20 protein-coding genes are annotated in these 17535 nt (G+C 74.0%); 7 read left to right on the forward strand and 13 right to left on the reverse strand.

Features of this window, described 5'->3' with window-relative positions; translation table 11 throughout:
• Window positions 1–292: 292 nt before the first annotated feature.
• The 3 genes from VGD70_RS00830 to VGD70_RS00840 are packed head-to-tail and all read right to left on the reverse strand — an operon-like array spanning window position 293 to window position 2605.
• Entirely contained in the window at window positions 293–1528 is a 1236-nt protein-coding gene (locus VGD70_RS00830; RefSeq protein ID WP_331077053.1) for a D-arabinono-1,4-lactone oxidase, read from the reverse strand.
• A gap of 7 nt (window positions 1529–1535) precedes the next feature.
• Window positions 1536–1754: a hypothetical protein gene (locus tag VGD70_RS00835; protein ID WP_331077055.1), complete on the reverse strand. Its 219-nt coding sequence runs from the start codon at window positions 1752–1754 to the stop codon at window positions 1536–1538.
• 50 nt (window positions 1755–1804) lie between these two features.
• The gene (locus tag VGD70_RS00840) at window positions 1805–2605 is read right to left on the reverse strand and encodes a hypothetical protein (protein ID WP_331077057.1); all 801 of its coding nucleotides are present in this window, start codon (window positions 2603–2605) and stop codon (window positions 1805–1807) included.
• Between the two features lie 50 nt (window positions 2606–2655).
• Between VGD70_RS00840 and VGD70_RS00845 the strand changes: the two genes are divergently transcribed.
• Window positions 2656–4245, forward strand: a complete 1590-nt coding sequence (locus VGD70_RS00845; protein WP_331077059.1) for an NAD(P)/FAD-dependent oxidoreductase — start codon at window positions 2656–2658, stop codon at window positions 4243–4245.
• A gap of 2 nt (window positions 4246–4247) precedes the next feature.
• On the opposite strand, the gene VGD70_RS00850 is transcribed toward VGD70_RS00845, so the two are convergent.
• On the reverse strand, window positions 4248–4685 hold the full coding sequence (locus VGD70_RS00850; RefSeq protein ID WP_331077061.1) for an SRPBCC family protein: 438 nt from the start codon (window positions 4683–4685) through the stop codon (window positions 4248–4250).
• Window positions 4686–4689: 4 nt separating this feature from the next.
• Complete coding sequence (locus VGD70_RS00855) at window positions 4690–5034, reverse strand: hypothetical protein (RefSeq protein ID WP_331077063.1); 345 nt, start codon at window positions 5032–5034, stop codon at window positions 4690–4692.
• 167 nt (window positions 5035–5201) lie between these two features.
• Here VGD70_RS00855 and VGD70_RS00860 point away from each other — a divergent pair, with 167 nt between their 5' ends.
• Window positions 5202–5414 carry a CsbD family protein gene (locus VGD70_RS00860; protein WP_331077065.1) on the forward strand — a complete coding sequence of 71 codons (213 nt, stop codon included), beginning with the start codon at window positions 5202–5204 and terminating at the stop codon, window positions 5412–5414.
• Between the two features lie 99 nt (window positions 5415–5513).
• On the opposite strand, the gene VGD70_RS00865 is transcribed toward VGD70_RS00860, so the two are convergent.
• Both VGD70_RS00865 and VGD70_RS00870 read right to left on the reverse strand, forming a co-directional pair.
• Window positions 5514–6278: a class I SAM-dependent methyltransferase gene (locus VGD70_RS00865; protein WP_331077067.1), complete on the reverse strand. Its 765-nt coding sequence runs from the start codon at window positions 6276–6278 to the stop codon at window positions 5514–5516.
• Between the two features lie 4 nt (window positions 6279–6282).
• The gene (locus VGD70_RS00870) at window positions 6283–6900 is read right to left on the reverse strand and encodes a hypothetical protein (RefSeq protein ID WP_331077068.1); all 618 of its coding nucleotides are present in this window, start codon (window positions 6898–6900) and stop codon (window positions 6283–6285) included.
• Between the two features lie 141 nt (window positions 6901–7041).
• Between VGD70_RS00870 and VGD70_RS00875 the strand changes: the two genes are divergently transcribed.
• A complete protein-coding gene (locus tag VGD70_RS00875) occupies window positions 7042–7242 on the forward strand; it encodes a hypothetical protein (protein WP_331077070.1) in 201 nt (66 codons plus the stop codon).
• A gap of 164 nt (window positions 7243–7406) precedes the next feature.
• On the opposite strand, the gene VGD70_RS00880 is transcribed toward VGD70_RS00875, so the two are convergent.
• A complete protein-coding gene (locus VGD70_RS00880) occupies window positions 7407–7811 on the reverse strand; it encodes an Lsr2 family protein (protein WP_331077072.1) in 405 nt (134 codons plus the stop codon).
• Window positions 7812–8203: 392 nt separating this feature from the next.
• A complete protein-coding gene (locus VGD70_RS00885; RefSeq protein WP_331077074.1) occupies window positions 8204–8725 on the reverse strand; it encodes a GNAT family N-acetyltransferase in 522 nt (173 codons plus the stop codon).
• A gap of 248 nt (window positions 8726–8973) precedes the next feature.
• On the opposite strand from VGD70_RS00885, the gene VGD70_RS00890 reads away from it, so the two are divergent.
• Both VGD70_RS00890 and VGD70_RS00895 read left to right on the forward strand, forming a co-directional pair.
• Window positions 8974–9447: a protein-tyrosine phosphatase family protein gene (locus VGD70_RS00890; protein ID WP_331077076.1), complete on the forward strand. Its 474-nt coding sequence runs from the start codon at window positions 8974–8976 to the stop codon at window positions 9445–9447.
• Window positions 9444–9950, forward strand: coding sequence for a mycothiol transferase (locus VGD70_RS00895; RefSeq protein WP_331077077.1), 507 nt, complete (start codon window positions 9444–9446; stop codon window positions 9948–9950). The genes VGD70_RS00890 and VGD70_RS00895 overlap by 4 nt, the downstream gene beginning before the upstream one ends.
• A gap of 528 nt (window positions 9951–10478) precedes the next feature.
• Here VGD70_RS00895 and VGD70_RS00900 read toward each other — a convergent pair.
• Window positions 10479–10742, reverse strand: coding sequence for a hypothetical protein (locus tag VGD70_RS00900; protein ID WP_331077079.1), 264 nt, complete (start codon window positions 10740–10742; stop codon window positions 10479–10481).
• Window positions 10743–10973: 231 nt separating this feature from the next.
• Between VGD70_RS00900 and VGD70_RS00905 the strand changes: the two genes are divergently transcribed.
• The gene (locus VGD70_RS00905) at window positions 10974–11687 is read left to right on the forward strand and encodes a lytic polysaccharide monooxygenase (RefSeq protein ID WP_331077081.1); all 714 of its coding nucleotides are present in this window, start codon (window positions 10974–10976) and stop codon (window positions 11685–11687) included.
• A 59-nt stretch (window positions 11688–11746) separates the two neighbouring features.
• Window positions 11747–12316 carry a DUF305 domain-containing protein gene (locus tag VGD70_RS00910; RefSeq protein WP_331077082.1) on the forward strand — a complete coding sequence of 190 codons (570 nt, stop codon included), beginning with the start codon at window positions 11747–11749 and terminating at the stop codon, window positions 12314–12316.
• Window positions 12317–12372: 56 nt separating this feature from the next.
• Here VGD70_RS00910 and VGD70_RS00915 read toward each other — a convergent pair whose 3' ends face one another.
• From VGD70_RS00915 to VGD70_RS00925, 3 genes are read right to left on the reverse strand one after another with little or no spacing between them, the layout of a single operon-like run.
• Window positions 12373–13512 (reverse strand): FAD-dependent monooxygenase, encoded by a 1140-nt coding sequence (locus VGD70_RS00915; protein WP_331077147.1) that lies wholly within the window; start codon window positions 13510–13512, stop codon window positions 12373–12375.
• A gap of 57 nt (window positions 13513–13569) precedes the next feature.
• Complete coding sequence (locus VGD70_RS00920; protein ID WP_331077084.1) at window positions 13570–16548, reverse strand: BTAD domain-containing putative transcriptional regulator; 2979 nt, start codon at window positions 16546–16548, stop codon at window positions 13570–13572.
• Window positions 16549–16590: 42 nt separating this feature from the next.
• Complete coding sequence (locus VGD70_RS00925) at window positions 16591–17532, reverse strand: YihY/virulence factor BrkB family protein (protein ID WP_331077086.1); 942 nt, start codon at window positions 17530–17532, stop codon at window positions 16591–16593.
• Window positions 17533–17535: the final 3 nt, after the last annotated feature.

Raw genomic sequence — 17535 nt, forward strand, 5'->3', positions numbered from 1 at the left:
TGCATGAGAGCTCCTCTGATCTCGTGCGCGGACCGGGTCCAGGCTAAGGCCTGTCTCGTAGATCATGTGAAGTCCCGCGCCGACCACCGGAACCTCAGGGGACCGTGACGACACCCAGCCACCACCCACCTCGACACCCACACCATTCGCCGGAACGCAACCCACACTTTAAATCCGGGGAGGCGGACCAGGTGAAGTCCCGCGCCGACCACCGGAACCTCAGGGGACCGTGACGGTACCCAGCCACCACCCACCTCGATACCCGCACATTCGCCGGGACGCAAGGCACACTTTAAATCCCGGGGAGGCGGACTAGCACGCGGGCCAAGTAGGCGTTGGTGAACTTGCCGGCCGGGTCGCGGTCCCGGCGCAGCTCCGCGAAGTCCGTCCACCGGGGATAGCGCGGGGCCAGGTCCGCGGCGGTGGCCGCGAAGCACTTGCCCCAGTGCGGGCGGGCGCCCAGCGGGAGCAGCGCGGCCTCGAGGTCGGGCAGGAGCGCGAACACGGCGGCGGGCTCCAGCCGCCAGGTGAAGTGGATCGCCACCGCGTCGTAGCCGCTCGCGCCGCTCAGCCACAGGTCGTCGGCGGCGACCGTGCGGACCTCGGTCACGTGCAGCAGGGGTGCCACGCGCTCGCCCATCGCCCGGACCCTGGTCAAGGCTTCGACCGCCGCCGGGCGGGGCACCAGGTACTCGCTCTGCAGCTCCTCGCCGCTGCTCGGCTTGTGGCCCATGCGGAAGTGCGGCAGGCGGTCCAGCCAGGGACCCGGCACCCCGAGCTGCTCGGTGACGGCCGCGGCGGGCTCGCCGTCGATCATGTGCACCGGCACGGGTGACGGTGGCGCGCCGAAGAGGTCCGCCGGCGGGGTCGTGCCGGTCGACTTCACCCAGACCTGCCAGGGGCCCACCCAGTTGGTGAACAAGCTCACGCTGTAGCCGCACGCCAGCACCGCGTCCAGGTCGGCGAGCACCGGTGCCCACGGGACGCGCGGGTAGACGTCCTGCCGCACGGCGAAGGTCGCCAGCACGTCGAGCGTCACCCGGACCACCACGCCGAGCGCCCCGAGCGCGACCACGCTTCCCGCGAACTCCGGGTCCTCGCGGGTGATCCGCCGCAGCTCACCGTCCGCGCCGACGAGCTCGAGCGCGGCCACCGACGTCGACAGGCACCCGTTGCCGACACCCGAGCCGTGCGTCCCGGTGGCAACCGCTCCGGCGACCGAGATGTGCGGCAGCGAGGCGAGGTTCGCCAGCGCCAGCCCCCGCTCCTCGAGCGCGGCGGCGAGCACCCCGTACCTGGTGCCCGCGGAGACCGTCACCGTCTCGCCGTCCACCACGACATCGGGCGGCAACCCCTCGAGCGACACGAGGACCCCGCCGGTGTCGGCGAGGTCGTTGAACGAGTGCCGCGACCCGAGCGCCCGAACCCGCGGATGGTCCACGACCGCCTGCTGCACACCGGCGACACTGGCCGGCCGCAGGATCTCGGCCGCCGAGTAGGTCAGGTTTCCCGCCCAGTTCCGTTCCACTCAGCGATCATGCACTACGCCGGCCAGGGTCGGGGGTCGCGGCGACGTGGAGGGCCGTGCGGATCACGCCCGTCGGGTCGCCCGGGTAGTCGACGGGCGGCCGCTGCGGCACGAGGACATCCGTGCCGAGCGCGCGGCCCAGCCGGACGACCACCTCGGCCCACCACGGAGTGTCCAGAGTGGACGGTCCGGCTACGCCGAGGCGGTCCTCCCCGGCGGTGACCACCGCGCGGACCGTGCCGCCCAGTGTGCGGGCCCGGGGGGCGACCGAGTTCTCTACGGCCAGCTCTCCGCGATCGCCGCGACCACGGCCGCCCGCCCGGCCGGGTCGGTGCGCGGGCCCGGGGCCAGCTCCAGGTGCAGGAACGGCGACCCGCGCCCGGCCGCGGCGATGCCCTGCACGTTGGTGGTCCCCTCCAACCGCCCGCACGTGCCGAGCCACCACCCGGCACACACCCGGAAACCCCGCGCCGCCAACGCATCCCGCGCGGCCACGTGCGCCGCGGTGGCCACGCCGCCGCTTGCCGACGTCACCGCGTCGAACGCCGGCAGGCTCGCCGCCGCGTAGCCGTGCAGCTGGACCTCCGGCGCCCGCGTGCCGAGCACCCCGGCCCATACGTGGAACATCGAGTCCGTCCGGTGCGCGACGTCGGCCGCGCCGCCGCCCGCGGTCCGGTGCGCGCCCGCCACCAGGAGCGCCGAGCCCGGCACCGCGTGGAACAGCTCCAGGCCCAGCCGCGCGGTCCGCCGGTCGGACCTGGGGTGCGGTACCTCGATCACCAGCGTCGGCCGGCCGGTCGGCAGCACCACCGCGCCCCACGCCCGCTCGGTGTCCACCTCGTCGGCGACGAGCGTGTACGGCCGCCCGGTCGTCTCGTCCACACCGGACGAGACCGTGAACCCGAGCGCTGCCAACGAGTCCGCCGGCGCGCCGGCGAGGACCGCCTCGAGCCCGAGGACCCCGGCGTCGAGCTCGGCGGGCAGCGGCGGCCGGTAGGCAGCGCCGGCCCGCATCGCGGTCAACCGCGCGGACAGCCACTCCCGCAGGCCGGCCCGTGCCGGCAGTCCCGTCGCCATCCGCCCAGTCTCGTCGCCCCCGGTCCGGTGCTACGCCGTAGGTTGGGGGTGTGGCTGGGTCCGATGTCGACGCGGTCGTGATCGGGGCCGGGCACAACGGCCTCGTTGCGGCCAACGTGCTGGCCGACGCCGGCTGGCGGGTGCTCGTCGCGGAGGCGGCCGAGGAGCCCGGCGGCGCGGTCCGCTCGGCCGAGATCACCGCGCCGGGCTACCTGAGCGACCTGTGCAGCGCGTTCTACCCGCTGGCCGCCGCGTCGCCGGCGCTGCTCGACCTGGGCCTCGAGCGGTACGGGCTGCGCTGGCGGCACGCGCCCGCGGTGCTCGCGCACGTCTTCCCGGACGGCCGGCACGTGAGCCTGTCGCGCGACCTCGACACGACGGCGGCCTCGGTGGCCACGTTCGCGCCGGAGGACGCCGACGCGTGGCGCGCGGAGTTCGCGTACTGGCAGCGGGTCCGCGACGACGTGCTCGACGCGATCCTGCGGCCGTTCCCCCCGGTGCGCGCGGGCGCGCGGCTGCTGCGCACGCTGGGTGCGGGGGAGGTCCTGCGGCTGGCCAGGATGCTGACGCTGCCGGCGCGCACGCTCGGCCGCGAGCGGTTCGCCGGGGACGGCGCGCGGGTGCTGCTCGCCGGCAACGCGCTGCACACCGACCTCGGGCCGGACAACGCGGGCAGCGGGGTGTTCGGCTGGCTGCTCACGATGCTCGGCCAGGAGGTCGGCTTCCCCGTGCCCGAGGGTGGCGCGGGAAAGATCACCGAGGCGCTGGTGCGCCGGCTGTCCGAACGGGACGGTCGGGTCGACTGCGGCCGGCCGGTCACGGAGGTGCTGGTGGCCGGCGGCCAGGCGGTCGGCGTGCGGGACGCGTCCGGGGTGGCGGTCCGGGCCCGCCGCGCGGTGCTCGCCGACGTGCCCGCCCCGCTGCTGTACCGCGACCTGGTCGGCGAGGCGAACCTGCCGGCGCGGCTGGTGGCCGACCTGGCCCGGTTCCACTGGGACGACGGCACGGTCAAGGTCGACTGGGCGCTGTCCGGCCCGATCCCGTGGACGGCGTCGCCGGTGGGCGCGGCCGGCACGGTCCACCTCGGCGCCGACCTCGACGGGCTGTCCGGGGTCGCCACCGACCTCGCGTGCGGCCGGGTGCCGCGCGCGCCGTTCCTGCTGCTGGGCCAGATGACGACGGCGGACCCGTCCCGCTCGCCGGCCGGCACCGAGGCGGTGTGGGCCTACACGCACGTGCCGCGCGGGGAGTCGTGGCCGGAGGCGCGGCTGCGGCGGCGGGCGGACCGGATCGAGCAGGTGATCGAGGCGCAGGCGCCGGGCTTCCGGGACCGGATCGTGGGCCGCGCCATCGCCGGCCCGGCCGAGCTGCAGGCGCACAACCCGAGCCTGGTCGAGGGCGCGATCAACGCGGGCACGTCGGCGATCCACCAGCAGCTGGTGTTCCGCCCCGTGCCGGGCCTGGGCCGCGCGGACACGCCGGTGGACCGCCTGTTCCTGGCGGGTGCGTCGGCCCACCCGGGTGGCGGCGTCCACGGCGCGGCGGGTGCCAACGCGGCCCGCGCGGCCCTGGCCCGCAACGGCGCCCTGGGTGGTGGCTACCGCGCGTTGATCCAGACGCTGCACCGGTCCCTGTACTGAGGTCAGCCACCCCGGCCGGTCGCCAGGTTGCCGAGGCGGCTGAGCGACTCGCGGTTGCGGGGGATCAGCAGCAGCGCCTGCGCCGACCGGGGCAGCAGCGCCGCCGGGCCGCGCTCCGCCAGCTCGGCCATCGACACCGTCGTGCCGCCCGGTGCCGGGGTCAGCGTGAACCGGACCCGCGCCGCGCCGACCGGCCACACCTGGGCGTCCAACTCGAGCAGCCGGTCCCGCGCGACGGCCGTCACCGTCGTCACGTCGTTCGCCGTCAGGGGCCACGGGCCCACGCTGTGGTGGATCCGCGTGCCGACCGCCGGCCAGCCCTCGTCCACGGCCCGCACGTGCGTGGCGCCCACGACCCACCCCGCGTACGACCAGCCGTCGGCGAGGACGGCGAACACCTGCTCCGGCGGCGCGTCCACCTCGGCCGTCACCTCGATCATCGGGCTACCTCCCCCGTCTGTCCGGCGGGGTTCCCCGGCGCGCCCGGCCGACACCTGCCGCCTCCCGTTCGACCACGTCGCCCAGCACGTGCTGCTGGCCGAACGTCCACACGTTGGTGGCCAGGAAGTACAGCAGCACCGCGATCGGCACCGGGAAGAACGCGCCGGACACCAGGACGCCGACCGGTGCCAGGTACCGCATCACCCGGGTGACCGTCGCCAGCTGCGGGCTCGCCGGGCGCGGACAGCCGCCTCGTGCAGCCGCCTCGGACAGCGGGCGCAGTGGGTCCACACCGGACGGCGTGCCGGGCCGGCGGTGCGGGCGCGCGGCCCGGCCATCCGCCCGCATGCGTCTGTCCCACGTGGCAACCCTCGGATATCGGCGCCGGGTCCGGTGCTGACGGTTACCGCACCGGGTGATCTGGCTCCCTGAAGGTTTCGCCGCTCCCGGTACCGGGCAGCCACTGGCAGGAGGGGATCCACGGGGTTCCCACAGGGGAAAAGAGGAGATCCGAGATGAGCGTGTTCGACAAGGCCAAGGACAAGGCCGAGCAGCTGGTCGGCGAGGCCAAGGAGCGGCTCGGTCGTACGACGGACAACGAGGACCTCGAGAACGCCGGTAAGCGCGACCAGGTGAGCGGCGAGGCCAAGGAGACCGGGCACGACCTGCGGGACAAGGCCGCCGGTGCGGTGCACGACGCCAAGGACCGGATGCAGGGCGACAGGTAAGCCGCGGGGCGCGCGGGCCGGGAGTACGGCCCGCGGCGACCATCGGCGAGACCCGCGGAGGCCGGCGGTGACCCCGTCGGCCTCCGTGCTGTCTGGTCGCTAGGCCGCGCGGGCCACGACCACCGGCTGGTAGTAGCCGGACTCGTCGGGGGTGAGCCAGCGGATGTCCCGGAAGCCCGCGGCGGCCAGTGCGGCGGACAGCTCGTCACGTCGCAGCGCCCGGTAGGTGGTCGAGCGCACCACGGTCGTCCACTCGGGACCGTCCTGGCGCAGGAAGAACACGTTGATCTCGACCGTCCGCCGGTCGGCCGACCACTGCCACGCCTGGCCCACGATCCGCCGCCGGCCCTCCACCTCGCGCACCGCCGGCAGGACGCCGTGCACCTCGTCGCGCAGGAGCTGGTGGTAGTCGCGCGTGCTCGCCACGAAGAGCCCGCCGGTGTCGAGCTGGGTGCGGATCGCGTGCAGCGCGGTGGCGAGGTCGGCGTCGGTGAGCAGGTGCGGCAGCGAGTTGTCGCACGACACGACCGCGTCGAACGGCCGGGCCGGCGCCGGGAGCGCGCGGACGTCGGCCACGGACAGCTCGATGGCGATGCCGCGGTTGTGGGCCTCGGTGGCGGCGCGGGCGACCGCCGCCGTGCTGAGGTCCGACCCGGTAACCCGGAAGCCTTGCGCGGCAAGGGGAAGTGCCTGGGTGCCGATGCCGCACGTGCAGTCCAGCAGGGCGGCCGGCGGGTGGACCCCGTTCCGGCGCAACAGCTCGCCGATGACCACGCCCTGGCGCTCGGCGCTCGCCCACCAGTCGCCGAACATCAGGTGGTAGTCGCCGGCGAGGTCGTCGTAGAACGCGCGCGGGTCGGCCATCGCCTCACTTCCCCGACGGCGGCGCCACGTACGGCAGCAGCACGGCCACGCCGGCGAGCTGGTCGAGCAGCGCGTCGGTCTGCTGCCCGGTCACCGGCTCGGCCTCGGCGACCACGGCGAGCGTGCCCTCGCGCCGGGAGCGGTAGTGCTGGCCGGAGAGCCGGACGTTCGGGATGCCCGCGGTCGCGCCGGGCAGCGGGCTGATCTGGCCGGTGCCCCAGATGTCGTCGATGCGCCGGAACTCCCGCGCCTGGGCGGCGGTGGGGAAGTCGACCCAGGCGACGGCCACCGCGATCGTGCCGCCGCGCGAGTCGCGGATGGTGAACAGCAGCCGGTCGAGCGAGCGGCACGGGGTGCGGGCCAGGTAGGCGCGCACCTGGCCGAAGGCGTTCGCGGCGCAGTCGGTGTCGTGCCGGCGCCCGCCCGGCCCGGCCAGCATGCCCATGGCCCGGGAGGCGGCGGCGAGGTCGCCCCGCTGGGCCGCCGCCTGGCTCGCGGACAGGCCCAGCGCGGCCGCCGGGCCGGTGCCGCCGCCGGGCGCGGCCGTGCGCCCGCCGCCGTTGTTGGCCACGACGAGGGCGAGCACTGCCGCGCCGAGGACGACGCCGGACCGCTTGGCCATGCTGATCCTCCCGGCCCCTTTGTAACCGGGGACGGCCACCGGTCGCGACGAAGTTGCGGACAAAGCGTCCGAATGGCCGAGCGGCGAACCGTCGACAACTCGCGAGTAACAACGGTGCCCGGTTCGGCGACGTACCGTCACGTGGAGGGTACGAAGGGCGAGTTCGCGCAGCTCATGGCGCTGTTCGCGGCCTGGCGGGCGGACATCGACGCGGAGCCGTTCGCGTACACCGACGCCGACCTCCTCGACGCCTGGCGGCGGCCGGAATGCGTGCGCCTCGACCACCGCGCCCGGCTGAGGTTCGCGCCCTTTCCCCGCCCACGTGACGGTGACCGGCCGTAGCCGAAGCCGGGCCGATTGCCCGGCCGGGGTCATGTGATCAGAACGGTGACCACGCCCGACGCGGCGGGGTGGCGGCCGTCCGAGTTTCGGCCGCCACATCTGGTAACCGCGCGACCGCCGGCCGTGGGGCTTGCCGGCGGATTCTGTAAACGGCTGAGAAGAATTCAGCTCTTCTTCGCCCGGGCCCGCCGCTTCGGTGCGCCGTTGGTGGCGGCCTTCGCCTTCTCGTCGGCCTGGGCCTGGCGGTAGGACTCGGCCACGTGCGAGGGAATGCGACCCCGCGCCGCCAGCTCGATGCCGTTCGCCTGGGCCCATTCCCGAATCTGGCCGGCGTCGTTGTTGGCCGCGCCACCGGCGCCGCCGGGACGCCCGCCGCGCTTGACCCGGCCGCCCGTCCGGCGCGCCGAGCCGACGTACTCCGCCAGGAGGTCACGAAGTCGATCTGCGTTGGATTCCGTGAGATCGATCTCATATGTGACCCCGTCCAGCCCGAACTGGACAGTGGTGACATCCTCCGCGCTCGTGCCGTCCAGGTCGTCTATGAGCTGGACAAGTACCTTCTGTGCCATCGTTGTGCTCCCGTAGAGGTGGTGATGCATGCAGACCTGGTGGTTTGTTAGTGCGCACCGTATCCCACGGGTGGCCGTCATGTCATGAGTTGATCGGTGAACTTAACTTTCGGAATGTCGAATGTCTGGCTCGAGGGAAATCAATTCGTGACTCTAGCGCCGCGCCCATGGTCCCGACGATGCCCGCGATCGTACCCAAACCGCCCGGCCTCGTGCCGAACCGGGAACTACTCGAGCAGGTGATTCCGGGCCGGCACCCGGCCGTGTCCGTATTGCGGTTCGATGTTCGGGGTCGAACGGTTGGGAGTCGCCCGCCCGGCTCGGGCCCGTCGAAGGCACGACATTTCCGCACAACCCGGGAATCACCCGCGCCGGCCTCCGGTGAAGTCCGGTCAGGACGCGGGTAACACGTCGAGCCGGTAGGTGAGGGCCACCAGGTCGCCGCCGACGGCGTAGTGCTCGGACACCGAGATGTCCCATTCGGGCGCGCGCCGGTAGCCGAGCTGCTCGTAGAGGCGGACGGCGCCGGCCATGAAGGCGAACGTGTGCAGGCTCAGCGCGGCCGTTCCCGGCGTGGCGGCGAGGCCCGTGCAGTGGGCCATGAGCGCGCGGGCGACCCCGCCGCGGCGCAGCGACGGGTGCACGGCGACGGCGCGGACCCAGGCCCAGTCCGCGGGTAACGGCACCTCCTCGACCTTGCCGGCCGGGTAGAACCGGGCCGTGCCGACGACGCGGTCGTCGTCGAGCGCGACCAGCGTGGTGGCCCGGCCCGCCGCGTGGTCGAGGTCGGTGAGGTCGTGGACGTAGTGCTCGAACAGCGCGGCCGGCACCTCGCCGACGTACTGTCCGTAGGCGGTGGTGAGCAGCGCACGGATCTCGTCGTGCTCACCGGGATGAGCCTCGCGGACGTTCATGCCGCCGTTCTACCAACCACCACCGACAGAACGCACCGGCGTTTCAGCCCGCTCGGTGATCGCGCGGGGCCGCTGCGCCGGCGGCAGGTATGGGCAGTCGTCGCCGATGTCGTGCCGGTGGCATTCGTCGTAGGAATGCATGCGGCGAATGGAGAAATGCACATGGGAAAGCCGGACGTGCTGTCGCGGCCGACCGGTCCGGCCATTTGTGCCGGCGCTGCTCCTCGATCCTCGGGCATGCTGTCCGGATGACGACCGCACGACTGGACGGCGCGATCCGGCTGCCCGACGGGGCCTGGGTGCGGGGGCGGGGACTCCGCAACCCGGCCCCGGCGGGCCCGGCTCCCGACTTCGGGCTCTACCTTGGCACCCGCCGGCTCTGGCTGCGGCACGGGCCGGACCTGCGGTGGCCGCAGCGGTGGATCGGCTGGCCGGACTTCCTGCTGCCGGTCGACCGCGAGCGGGCCGCCGGCCACATCCGGGCGCTGCACGAGCGGGCCCGCGCGGGCGAGCGCGTCGAGGTCGCGTGCGGCGGCGGGGTCGGGCGGACCGGCACGGTCATCGCCTGCCTCGCGGTGCTCGCGGGGGTGCCCGCGGCCGGCGCCGTCGGCTGGGCCAGAGCCAACTTCGATCCGCGCGCGGTCGAGACGCCCTGGCAGCGGGCCTGGGTCGGCCGCTTCGCCGGCACGGTCGCGCGGGGCGGCGTAGCGTCGCAACGGTGACGACCGCGGAGCTGCTCACCGACTGTTTCGGCCGGATCCAGGGCGTTGTCCACCGGGCCGTCGACGGTCTGTCCGTCGACGACCTCGCCTACCGGGTCGACGCCGAGGCCAACTCGATCGCCTGGCTCGTGTGGCACCTGACCCGCATCCAGGACGACCATGTCGCGGGCGTCGCCGGCACCGCGCAGGCGTGGACCGAGCAGGGCTGGGCCGAGCGGTTCGCCCTGCCGTTCGGGTCGGGCGACACCGGCTACGGCCACGGCCCCGACGACGTGGCCAAGGTGCGCGTCGCGGGCGACCTGCTCCTGGGTTACCACGACGCGGTCCACGCGCGGACCGTCGCCTACGTCGGCGGCCTCACCGACGGCGACCTCGCCCGCGTCGTCGACCGGCACTGGGACCCGCCGGTGACCTTGGGCGTGCGCCTCGTGAGCGTCATCTCCGACGACCTGCAGCACGCCGGTCAGGCCGCGTTCGTGCGCGGGGTGGCCGAGCGCCGCTGAGGACGCTCGTCGGCGAGTGGTGACCCAGCGCGGTCCTGCGGAAATTCGCGGAACAGCGCCGTATTTCGGCAGAAATGAAACAGTGATAACGCCGTCACGGCACGCCGTGCGCCTTCGGATCCCCTATCGAGTCCTTTGTGGGCTCGCTGTCATGGGGGTTGTTCGAGGAGAGGTCTGGCTATGCGTGCCACGAGGTCTCGTCTTGCCGCGGCTGTCGTCGCGGCCGGCACGGTGTGTTCGATTCTGGTCACTCCGGGAGTCGCCCAGGCGCATTCCGGGATGACGACCGTCGCGGCTGGGCTCGACAATCCGCGCGGTCTCGCATTCGGGCCGGATGGGTCACTCTACGTGGCCAAGACCGGCCGAGGGGGTACCGCGGTGTCGTCGCGGGGGAAGGTGTCGACAGTCGCGGTCTTCCCGGACCGGCTCGTCGACGCGCCGCCGTTCCTCGGCCTGCCGCCGGGGTACCGACGACGCCCGGCCGCCTCGTGACGGCCGGGCGTCGTTCGTCCACTTCGGACCCGGCGGCTAGTGGACGGCGCGGTGCCGGCTCTGCGCGATGCCCTCGGCCACGCCGATCAGCAGCACCGAGGCGATCACCGCGACGATGAAGCCGAACACGTTCAGCTCCATGATGTCGCCGGTGCCGAGCAGGTTGGCGATCGTGCCGCCGATGATCGACCCGACGAGCCCGAGCAGCAGGGTGGCGAGGATGCCGAGCCGCTGCTTGCCGGGCTTGATGAGCCGGGCGAGCGCGCCGATGATCAGTCCGGCCACGATGAAGCCGATCATGTGGACCTCCAGGGTTGTCGTCGAACCCAGCCTAATGGCGCATTTCGGGCACCGCTGAGCGGGCCCCTCTGGGGTATCCCGCGTCCGCGGCGTCGAAACCGGGGCCGGCACGCCGGATTTGTCCGCGATAACACGGTGCGACCACTTGACTACCGCTCTGTCATGGTCTAGACCATAAAGTGTGGTCTGGACCACGTCGCCGGAGTCCTTCCCTGCATCCCGGGAGATGCCATGAGCCTGAAACGAAAACTGGCCGTACTGTCGGCCGCCGTCGCGCTCGCCCCGCTGAGCCTGCTCGTGCTGCCGGCCGCCACGGCCAGCGCGCACGGCTACATCTCGTCGCCGCCGAGCCGGCAGGCGCAGTGCGCGCAAGGAATCGTGTCCTGCGGTGACATCAAGTACGAGCCGCAGAGCGTGGAAGGCCCCAAGGGCCTGCGCAGCTGCAACGGCGGCGTCGCGCGGTTCGCCGAGCTCAACGACGACAGCAAGCCGTGGCGGGTCACCTCGGTCGGCAGCACGGTGACGTTCAACTGGACGTTCACCGCCCGGCACGCCACCCTGAACTTCGAGTACTACCTGGGCAACACGCGGGTGGCCGTGTTCAACCTCAACAACCAGCAGCCGCCGCCGACGCTCTCGCACACGGTGAACCTCGGCAGCGCGACCGGCCGGCAGAAGCTGCTGGCGGTGTGGAACATCGGCGACACGGCCAACGCGTTCTACTCCTGCGTCGACCTCCAGGTCGGCGGCCGCGCCCCGGCCGCCGCCCCCGCCGCGCAGCAGAGCAACCCCGCGCCCGTCAGCGGCACGTGGTCGGCCAGCACCGCCTACCCGGCCGGCGCGAAGGTCACCTACGGCGGCACGACGTACCGCTGCCTGCGCAGCCACACCGCGCTGCCGGGCTGGGAGCCGTCGAGCACCCCGGCGCTGTGGCGCGCCTTGTAGCACGAGCCGGCCGGCCCTCCGTCGCCCGGCGGGCCGGCCGGCAACCAGGGGCGGCACCCATGACGCGTTGGCTCATCGTGGTGTTGTTGCTGCTGGCCGGTTGTAGCAGCCCGCTCACCGCGACCACGGGCACGGTCGAGAGCGCGCCGCCGCTGCCGAGCGGCTTCAACGACACCGACGTGATGTTCCTGCAGATGCTGATCCCGCACCATCGGCAGGGCGTGCGGATGGCGGAGCTGGCCGAGACCAGGGCCACCAGCGCCGAGGTCCGCGATCTCGCCACCGCGGTGGCCGTCACGCAGAACGACGAGCTCGCGGACATGAAGGCCTGGCTGCGCGCGTGGAACCAGCCGCTCGAGGCAGACGCGGACCCGCACGCGCACGCCGGCCACGGCGGGATGCACACCACCGACCCGGCGGTCGTCGAGTCGCTCGCCACGACGCCGGCCGCGCGGTTCGACCGGACGTTCCTGAACCTGCTCACCGGCCACCAGCACGGCGCGGTCGAGCTGGCCCGGCTGGAGACCGGCGGCGGGGCGGACCCGCGCGCGAAGGACCTGGCCGCGCGGATCGTCAGATCGCGCACGGCGCAGGTCCAGCAGATGGCCCACCTTCTCGAGCGGGCGTAGCCACGGCAGGTGGACGTCGGGCCGACCGGTGGGGGCACCGGCCGGCCCGGCCTGTCCTAGTAGTCCTCGAGGTCGATGCCGGTGGCGAACTTGTCGGTCAGCTTGAGCATGGCGCGCAACAGGAAGCTGGACTTGAAGGTCCAGTTCCGCAGCCGTATCCGCGCCTTCGTACGCGGCGCGAGGAACGGGCCGGCGCTGCCCTGCGCCGAGATCTTGGCGTAGCCGCGGAACTCCTCCTCGTACCGGCGGAACGCGACGCGGTGGTCGCCGCCCGCCGCGCGGAGCTCGCCGGCCAGGACGTACGCGCCGACGATCGCGAGGCCGGTGCCGAAACCGCCCAGCGTGTTGCCGTAGGCGGCGTCCCCGAGCAGCACGACGCGTCCGGTGGCGTAGCGGTCGACGACCACCCGGCTCAGCGAGTCCAGGTAGATGTCGGTGGCGTGCGGGACCTTCGCCATCAGCCCGGGCAGCCGCCAGCCGCCATCGGCATACGCGGCCATCAGGAGCTTCTTCTGCTGCTCGGGGTCGTAACGGTCGTAGCTGAGCTGCTCGGAGGCGAACACGAAGAACGCGGGCGCCTTGGGACCGCCGACCGCGGCCATGCGGCCGGGCTCGTTGTACATCACCGGCTTGCCTTCGCTGCCGCCCAGGTCGGCGAGCGCGTAGTAGTAACCGAGGTGGCGCACGTAGTCCGACTCCGGGCCGAACGCGAGGCGGCGCACGGTGGAGTGGATGCCGTCGGCGCCGACGACGAGGTCGAAGGTGCGGGGGGCGCCGCGCTCGAAGGTGACGTGCACGCCGCTGCCGGTCTCGGTCAGCGAGGTGACCGAGTCGCCGAAGACGTACTCGCAGGTGTCCTTGGTGCGCTGGTAAAGGAGGTCGGCGAGGTCGCCGCGGCGGATCTCGATCTCGCCGCCGGTGAACTCGCCCGGGAGCACGGCGAGCGGCGTCTCGTCGGCGTCGACGATGGTCTGGTCTTGGCCGCCGGTCTGCCGCGCGAGGACCTCCTCGAGGATGCCCATGCGCTCGAGGACGGTGCGGTGGGTGGTGCCCTTGAAGTCGACGGTCTGGCCGCCGGGGCGCATGGTGGCCGCCTTCTCGACGACGGTGACGGTGCAGCCGTAGCGGCTGAGCCAGAGGGCGAGGGCGGGGCCGGCGATGCTCGCGCCGGAGATGAGGACCGTGGTGTTCTTCATGCTCGTCATGGCCCGAAGGTTCGCCGGGCGCGTTGACAGTTGGCTGTCGGTCGGCTGTCAGCCGCCATCGAGGGTGGTCAATGCCCGGTCGGGGGGCATGGCGGCGCCCCGGGCGTAGGCGGCGGCGAACGCGTCCGGGCCGAGGAGGTCGCTCGCCGTGGCGGCCACCCGGGCCACGTCGGGATCGCCGGTGAGGGCGGTGCCGCGCAGGGCCACGGCGGCGCCGAGCAGCAAGGCGGCCCGCTCGGGGTCGGCGGGCAGAGCGGTGCCGGCGAGTCCCTCGACCGCGCCGGCGAGCTCGGCGCGCATCGGCGAGGCGCGGGCGGCGTCGACGGCCTCCCGGTGCTGGCGGCGGGCCTCGGCCGGGTCGCCGCCGGCCTCGGCCAGCCGGCCCAGCGCGGTGCGGATCCGGGCGCGGGTGACCTCGGCACCGAGGTCGCCCTCGGTGGCGGACGCGGTGCCGAGCAGGGCGCGGGCCTCGTCCGGATGGCCGCGCAGCCGGGCGACCTCGGCGAGACCCAGCCGGACCGCCGGCGGGTCGGGCCGCCCCGCGCGGGCGCTGAGCACCGCCGCCCGCCGGTAGTCCGCGGCCGCCGCGTCCAGCGTTGCCTGGCGCACCGCGCAGCCCGCGCGCCGGCACAGGACGTCGACGCACTCCTCGAGCGCGCCGAGCCGTTCGTACAGCTCCAGCGCCTCGGCCCACAGCTCGTGCGCGCGACCCCACTCGCCACGCCAGCCCGCGACCTCGGCCAGCCAGTCCAGCGCCTGGGCCGTGCCCCACCGCTCACCGAGGCCGCGGAACGCCGCCAGCACCTCGCGCAGCTCCTGCTCGCCCTCCGCCGTCCGCCCGCCGAGAACCGCGCGCAGCCCGTTGCCCAACCGGCCCAGCGCCACGTTCCACGGGTCCGTCCCCAGCAGCGGCTCGGCGTCGGCCGGGGGGCCCCACGGGCCGACCGCCATCCCGAACAGGGCCGCCGTGAACGGGTACCGCAGCTCGCCGTCGCGCGGGCGCATGATCTGGTGCGCCCGTGCCCAGTGCTCGGGCGCCGCCCGCGGCACGGCGTGCACCACGCAGCTGACGTACTCCTCCTCGAGCCCCTCCGGCACCTCCTCGGTGAGCAGCGCGGCGGCCGCCTCCCCGGCCTGGCTGCGCCGCCCGGACAACCACCAGTACGCGGCGAGCGCCGCCACCAGCCGCAACGCCGTGACCCGATCCTGGCGCACCGCCCAGCGCAGCGCCGCCATGAGGTTGTCATGCGCCACCGACAGTTCCGCGAGCCACTCGAGCTGTTCGGCCCGCCGCAGGTGCGGGTCGGCGCGCAGAGCCAGGTCGAGGTAGTGGGCCGCGTGCCGGGCGCGGACCGGCTCGCCCGACTCGGCGAGCCGCTCCGCGCAGAACAGCCGGATCGTCTCGAGCATCCGGTAGCGCGTGCCGTCGGTGTCGATCAGCGACCGGTCGACGAGGTCGGCGAGCACGTCGTCGGTCGTTCCGCACACGGCCTCCGCGGCGGCGAGCGGCACGGCGCCGGTGAACACCGAGAACCGCCGGGCCACCGTCTGCTCCTCGGCGCTGAGCAGGTCCCAGCTCCACGCCACCACCGCGCGCAGCGTCCGGTGCCGCGCCGCCGCGGTCCGGTCGCCGCGGGAGAGCAGCCGGAACGGGCCGTGCTCGGCAAGCCGGGCGGCCAGCTCGTCGACGGTGAACTGGCGCAGCCGCGCCGCCGCCAGCTCGATGGCCAGCGGCAGCCCGTCGAGCCGCGCGCAGAGGTCGGTGACCGTCGCCAGGTTGTCCGGCGTGACCGTCCAACCGGGCCGGACGGCCGCCGCCCGATCGGCGAACAGCCGGACGGCGTCGTCGAGCGGCGCCAGCGGCACGAGCGTCTCGCCGGTGAGCCCGAGCGGCTCGCGGCTGGTGGCGACGATCCGCAGTCCCGGGCACTCGGCGAGCAGCGTCCGGGCGAGGGCGGCTACCGCGGCGACGACGTGCTCGCAGTTGTCGAGGATGAGCCGCAGCTCCTCGCGGCCGAGCGCGGCGGCGAGGCGGCGGGTGGGGTCGGTGGCGGGGGCCTGGAGCCCGGCCTCGCGCACGCCGAGCGCCGCGAGCACGGCGTGCGGCACGGTGTCCGGGTCGTCGACCGGCGACAGGTCGGCGAAGCACGCGTCCTCGCGCGCGGACTCGACGGCGAGGCGGGTCTTCCCGATGCCGCCCGGGCCCAGGATCGTGACCAGGCGCGTGTCCCGCAGCGACGCGAGCCGGGCGAGCTCGGCGCCGCGGCCGACGAAGCTGGTCAGCTGGGCGGCCGGGCCCCGGCGGGCGGGTGCCTGGTCCGCGCGCAGGATCGCGAGGTGAACGGCGGCGAGCTCGGGGGAGGGGTCGGTGCCGAGGTCGTCGGCGAGGAGGCGGCGGACGTCCTCGAACTCGGCGAGCGCCTCGGCGGGGCGGCCGCCTGCGTGCAGGGCACGCATCAGGTGGCCACGGAGCCGCTCGCGCAGCGGGTGCTCCTTGGTGAGCCGGCGCAGCTCGGCGACGTCGGTGCCCTCGGGGAGGGCGAGCTCGGCCTCGACGAGGTCCTCGGTCGCGTCGAGGCGCAGGTCGTCGAGGCGGGTTGCCATGGCGGCGCCGTGGGGGAGGTCGGGGAGCGCCGGGCCGCGCCACAGGCCGAGCGCCTCCCGGAGCGTGGCCGCGGCGCGCGCGTGGTCCCCGGCGGCGAGGCTGCGGTGCCCGTCCCGGGCGAGCCGCTCGAAGCGCAGCGCGTCGACGTCGCCGGGGTCGACCGCGAGCCGGTAGCCGGCGCCGGTGAACTCGATGCCGGGGACGGCCTTGCGCAGCCGCGAGACCTGGACCTGCACCGCGTTGGCCGCACCGGCGGGCGGATCGTCGTCGTACTGCCCGGCGATGAGCTGCTCGAGCCCGACCGTGCGCCCGGCGTTGAGCAGCAGCAGCACGAGCAGCGCACGCGGCCGCGGACCGCCCACCACGACCGGCTCACCGGTGGCGGTGCGGACCTCCAGCGGACCGAGGACGCCGAACTGCATGCCGCTGATTCTTGCGGCTCGGGTTCGCTGTCGTGTGCGCGGTCAGTCCATCGCGCGCGTGTCGCGGGGGGCGAGGAACGGTTCCTCGCCCTCCGGCATGCCGCGTTCGATCTGGCGGCCGCGGGCCAGCTCGGCGTCGAGCTCGGCGCCGAGCAGGATCGCGAGGTTGGAGATCCACAGCCAGACCAGGAACACGACGACACCGGCGAGCGAGCCGTACACCTTGTTGTACGAGGCGAAGTTCGCCACGTAGAACGCGAACCCGAGCGAGGCCACCACCCACAGCAGCACCGCGACCGCGCTGCCCGGCGTGACCCAGCGGAACCCGGGGTGCCGCACGTTCGGCGACGCCCAGTACAGCAGCGCGATCGCGAGGCTGATCAGCAGCGCCAGCACCGGCCACTTCGCGATGTTCCACACCAGCACGCCGGTGCTGCCGATGCCGAGCAGGTTGCCGACCCGTTCCGCGAGCGTGCCGGTGAGGACGACGCCGATCGCGCTCACCGCCAGCAGGATCACCATCGCGAGCGTCAGGGCGACCCGCAGCGGCAGCGTCTTCCAGGCCGGCCGCCCCTCCTCGATGTCGTAGATCGCGTTGGACGCGCGGATGAACCCGCCCACGTACGCCGACGCGGCCCACAGCGCGCCGAGCAGGCCGACGACGGCCACCGGGCCGGCCACCGACCCCGAGTCCTCCAGCTGGCGGATCACGTTGACGACCGTGTCGCGGGCCTGGCCGGGGGCGAGCTGCTGGACGTTCTCGATCAGCGGCCGGGTCGCCGACGTGCCGAGCAGCCCCACCCCGGCCATGAGCACCACGATCGCCGGGAAGATGGACATGACGCTGTAGTACGTGAGCGCCGCCGCCCAGTCCGGCATGTCGTCGGCGACGAACTCCCGCACCGTGCGTTTGAGCGCCGCCCACCACGCGTGTCTCGGCAGGTCGCCGGGGGTCTGGTTGGTGTCGCCGCGCTGCTCGGCCATGAC

The organism is Actinophytocola sp. (assembly GCF_036402745.1).
Classification (GTDB): Bacteria; Actinomycetota; Actinomycetes; order Mycobacteriales; family Pseudonocardiaceae; genus Actinophytocola.

Excerpts from the sequence above, each read along its gene's own strand:
- VGD70_RS00840 (WP_331077057.1), bottom strand. The coding sequence starts at position 2,605 with ATGGCGACGGGACTGCCGGCACGGGCCGGCCTGCGGGAGTGGCTGTCC.
- VGD70_RS00850 (WP_331077061.1), bottom strand. The coding sequence starts at position 4,685 with ATGATCGAGGTGACGGCCGAGGTGGACGCGCCGCCGGAGCAGGTGTTC.
- VGD70_RS00855 (WP_331077063.1), bottom strand. The coding sequence starts at position 5,034 with ATGCGGGCGGATGGCCGGGCCGCGCGCCCGCACCGCCGGCCCGGCACG.
- VGD70_RS00860 (WP_331077065.1), top strand. The coding sequence starts at position 5,202 with ATGAGCGTGTTCGACAAGGCCAAGGACAAGGCCGAGCAGCTGGTCGGC.
- VGD70_RS00865 (WP_331077067.1), bottom strand. The coding sequence starts at position 6,278 with ATGGCCGACCCGCGCGCGTTCTACGACGACCTCGCCGGCGACTACCAC.
- VGD70_RS00870 (WP_331077068.1), bottom strand. The coding sequence starts at position 6,900 with ATGGCCAAGCGGTCCGGCGTCGTCCTCGGCGCGGCAGTGCTCGCCCTC.
- VGD70_RS00880 (WP_331077072.1), bottom strand. The coding sequence starts at position 7,811 with ATGGCACAGAAGGTACTTGTCCAGCTCATAGACGACCTGGACGGCACG.
- VGD70_RS00885 (WP_331077074.1), bottom strand. The coding sequence starts at position 8,725 with ATGAACGTCCGCGAGGCTCATCCCGGTGAGCACGACGAGATCCGTGCG.
- VGD70_RS00890 (WP_331077076.1), top strand. The coding sequence starts at position 8,974 with ATGACGACCGCACGACTGGACGGCGCGATCCGGCTGCCCGACGGGGCC.
- VGD70_RS00900 (WP_331077079.1), bottom strand. The coding sequence starts at position 10,742 with ATGATCGGCTTCATCGTGGCCGGACTGATCATCGGCGCGCTCGCCCGG.
- VGD70_RS00905 (WP_331077081.1), top strand. The coding sequence starts at position 10,974 with ATGAGCCTGAAACGAAAACTGGCCGTACTGTCGGCCGCCGTCGCGCTC.
- VGD70_RS00910 (WP_331077082.1), top strand. The coding sequence starts at position 11,747 with ATGACGCGTTGGCTCATCGTGGTGTTGTTGCTGCTGGCCGGTTGTAGC.
- VGD70_RS00915 (WP_331077147.1), bottom strand. The coding sequence starts at position 13,512 with ATGAAGAACACCACGGTCCTCATCTCCGGCGCGAGCATCGCCGGCCCC.
- VGD70_RS00920 (WP_331077084.1), bottom strand. The coding sequence starts at position 16,548 with ATGCAGTTCGGCGTCCTCGGTCCGCTGGAGGTCCGCACCGCCACCGGT.
- VGD70_RS00925 (WP_331077086.1), bottom strand. The coding sequence starts at position 17,532 with ATGGCCGAGCAGCGCGGCGACACCAACCAGACCCCCGGCGACCTGCCG.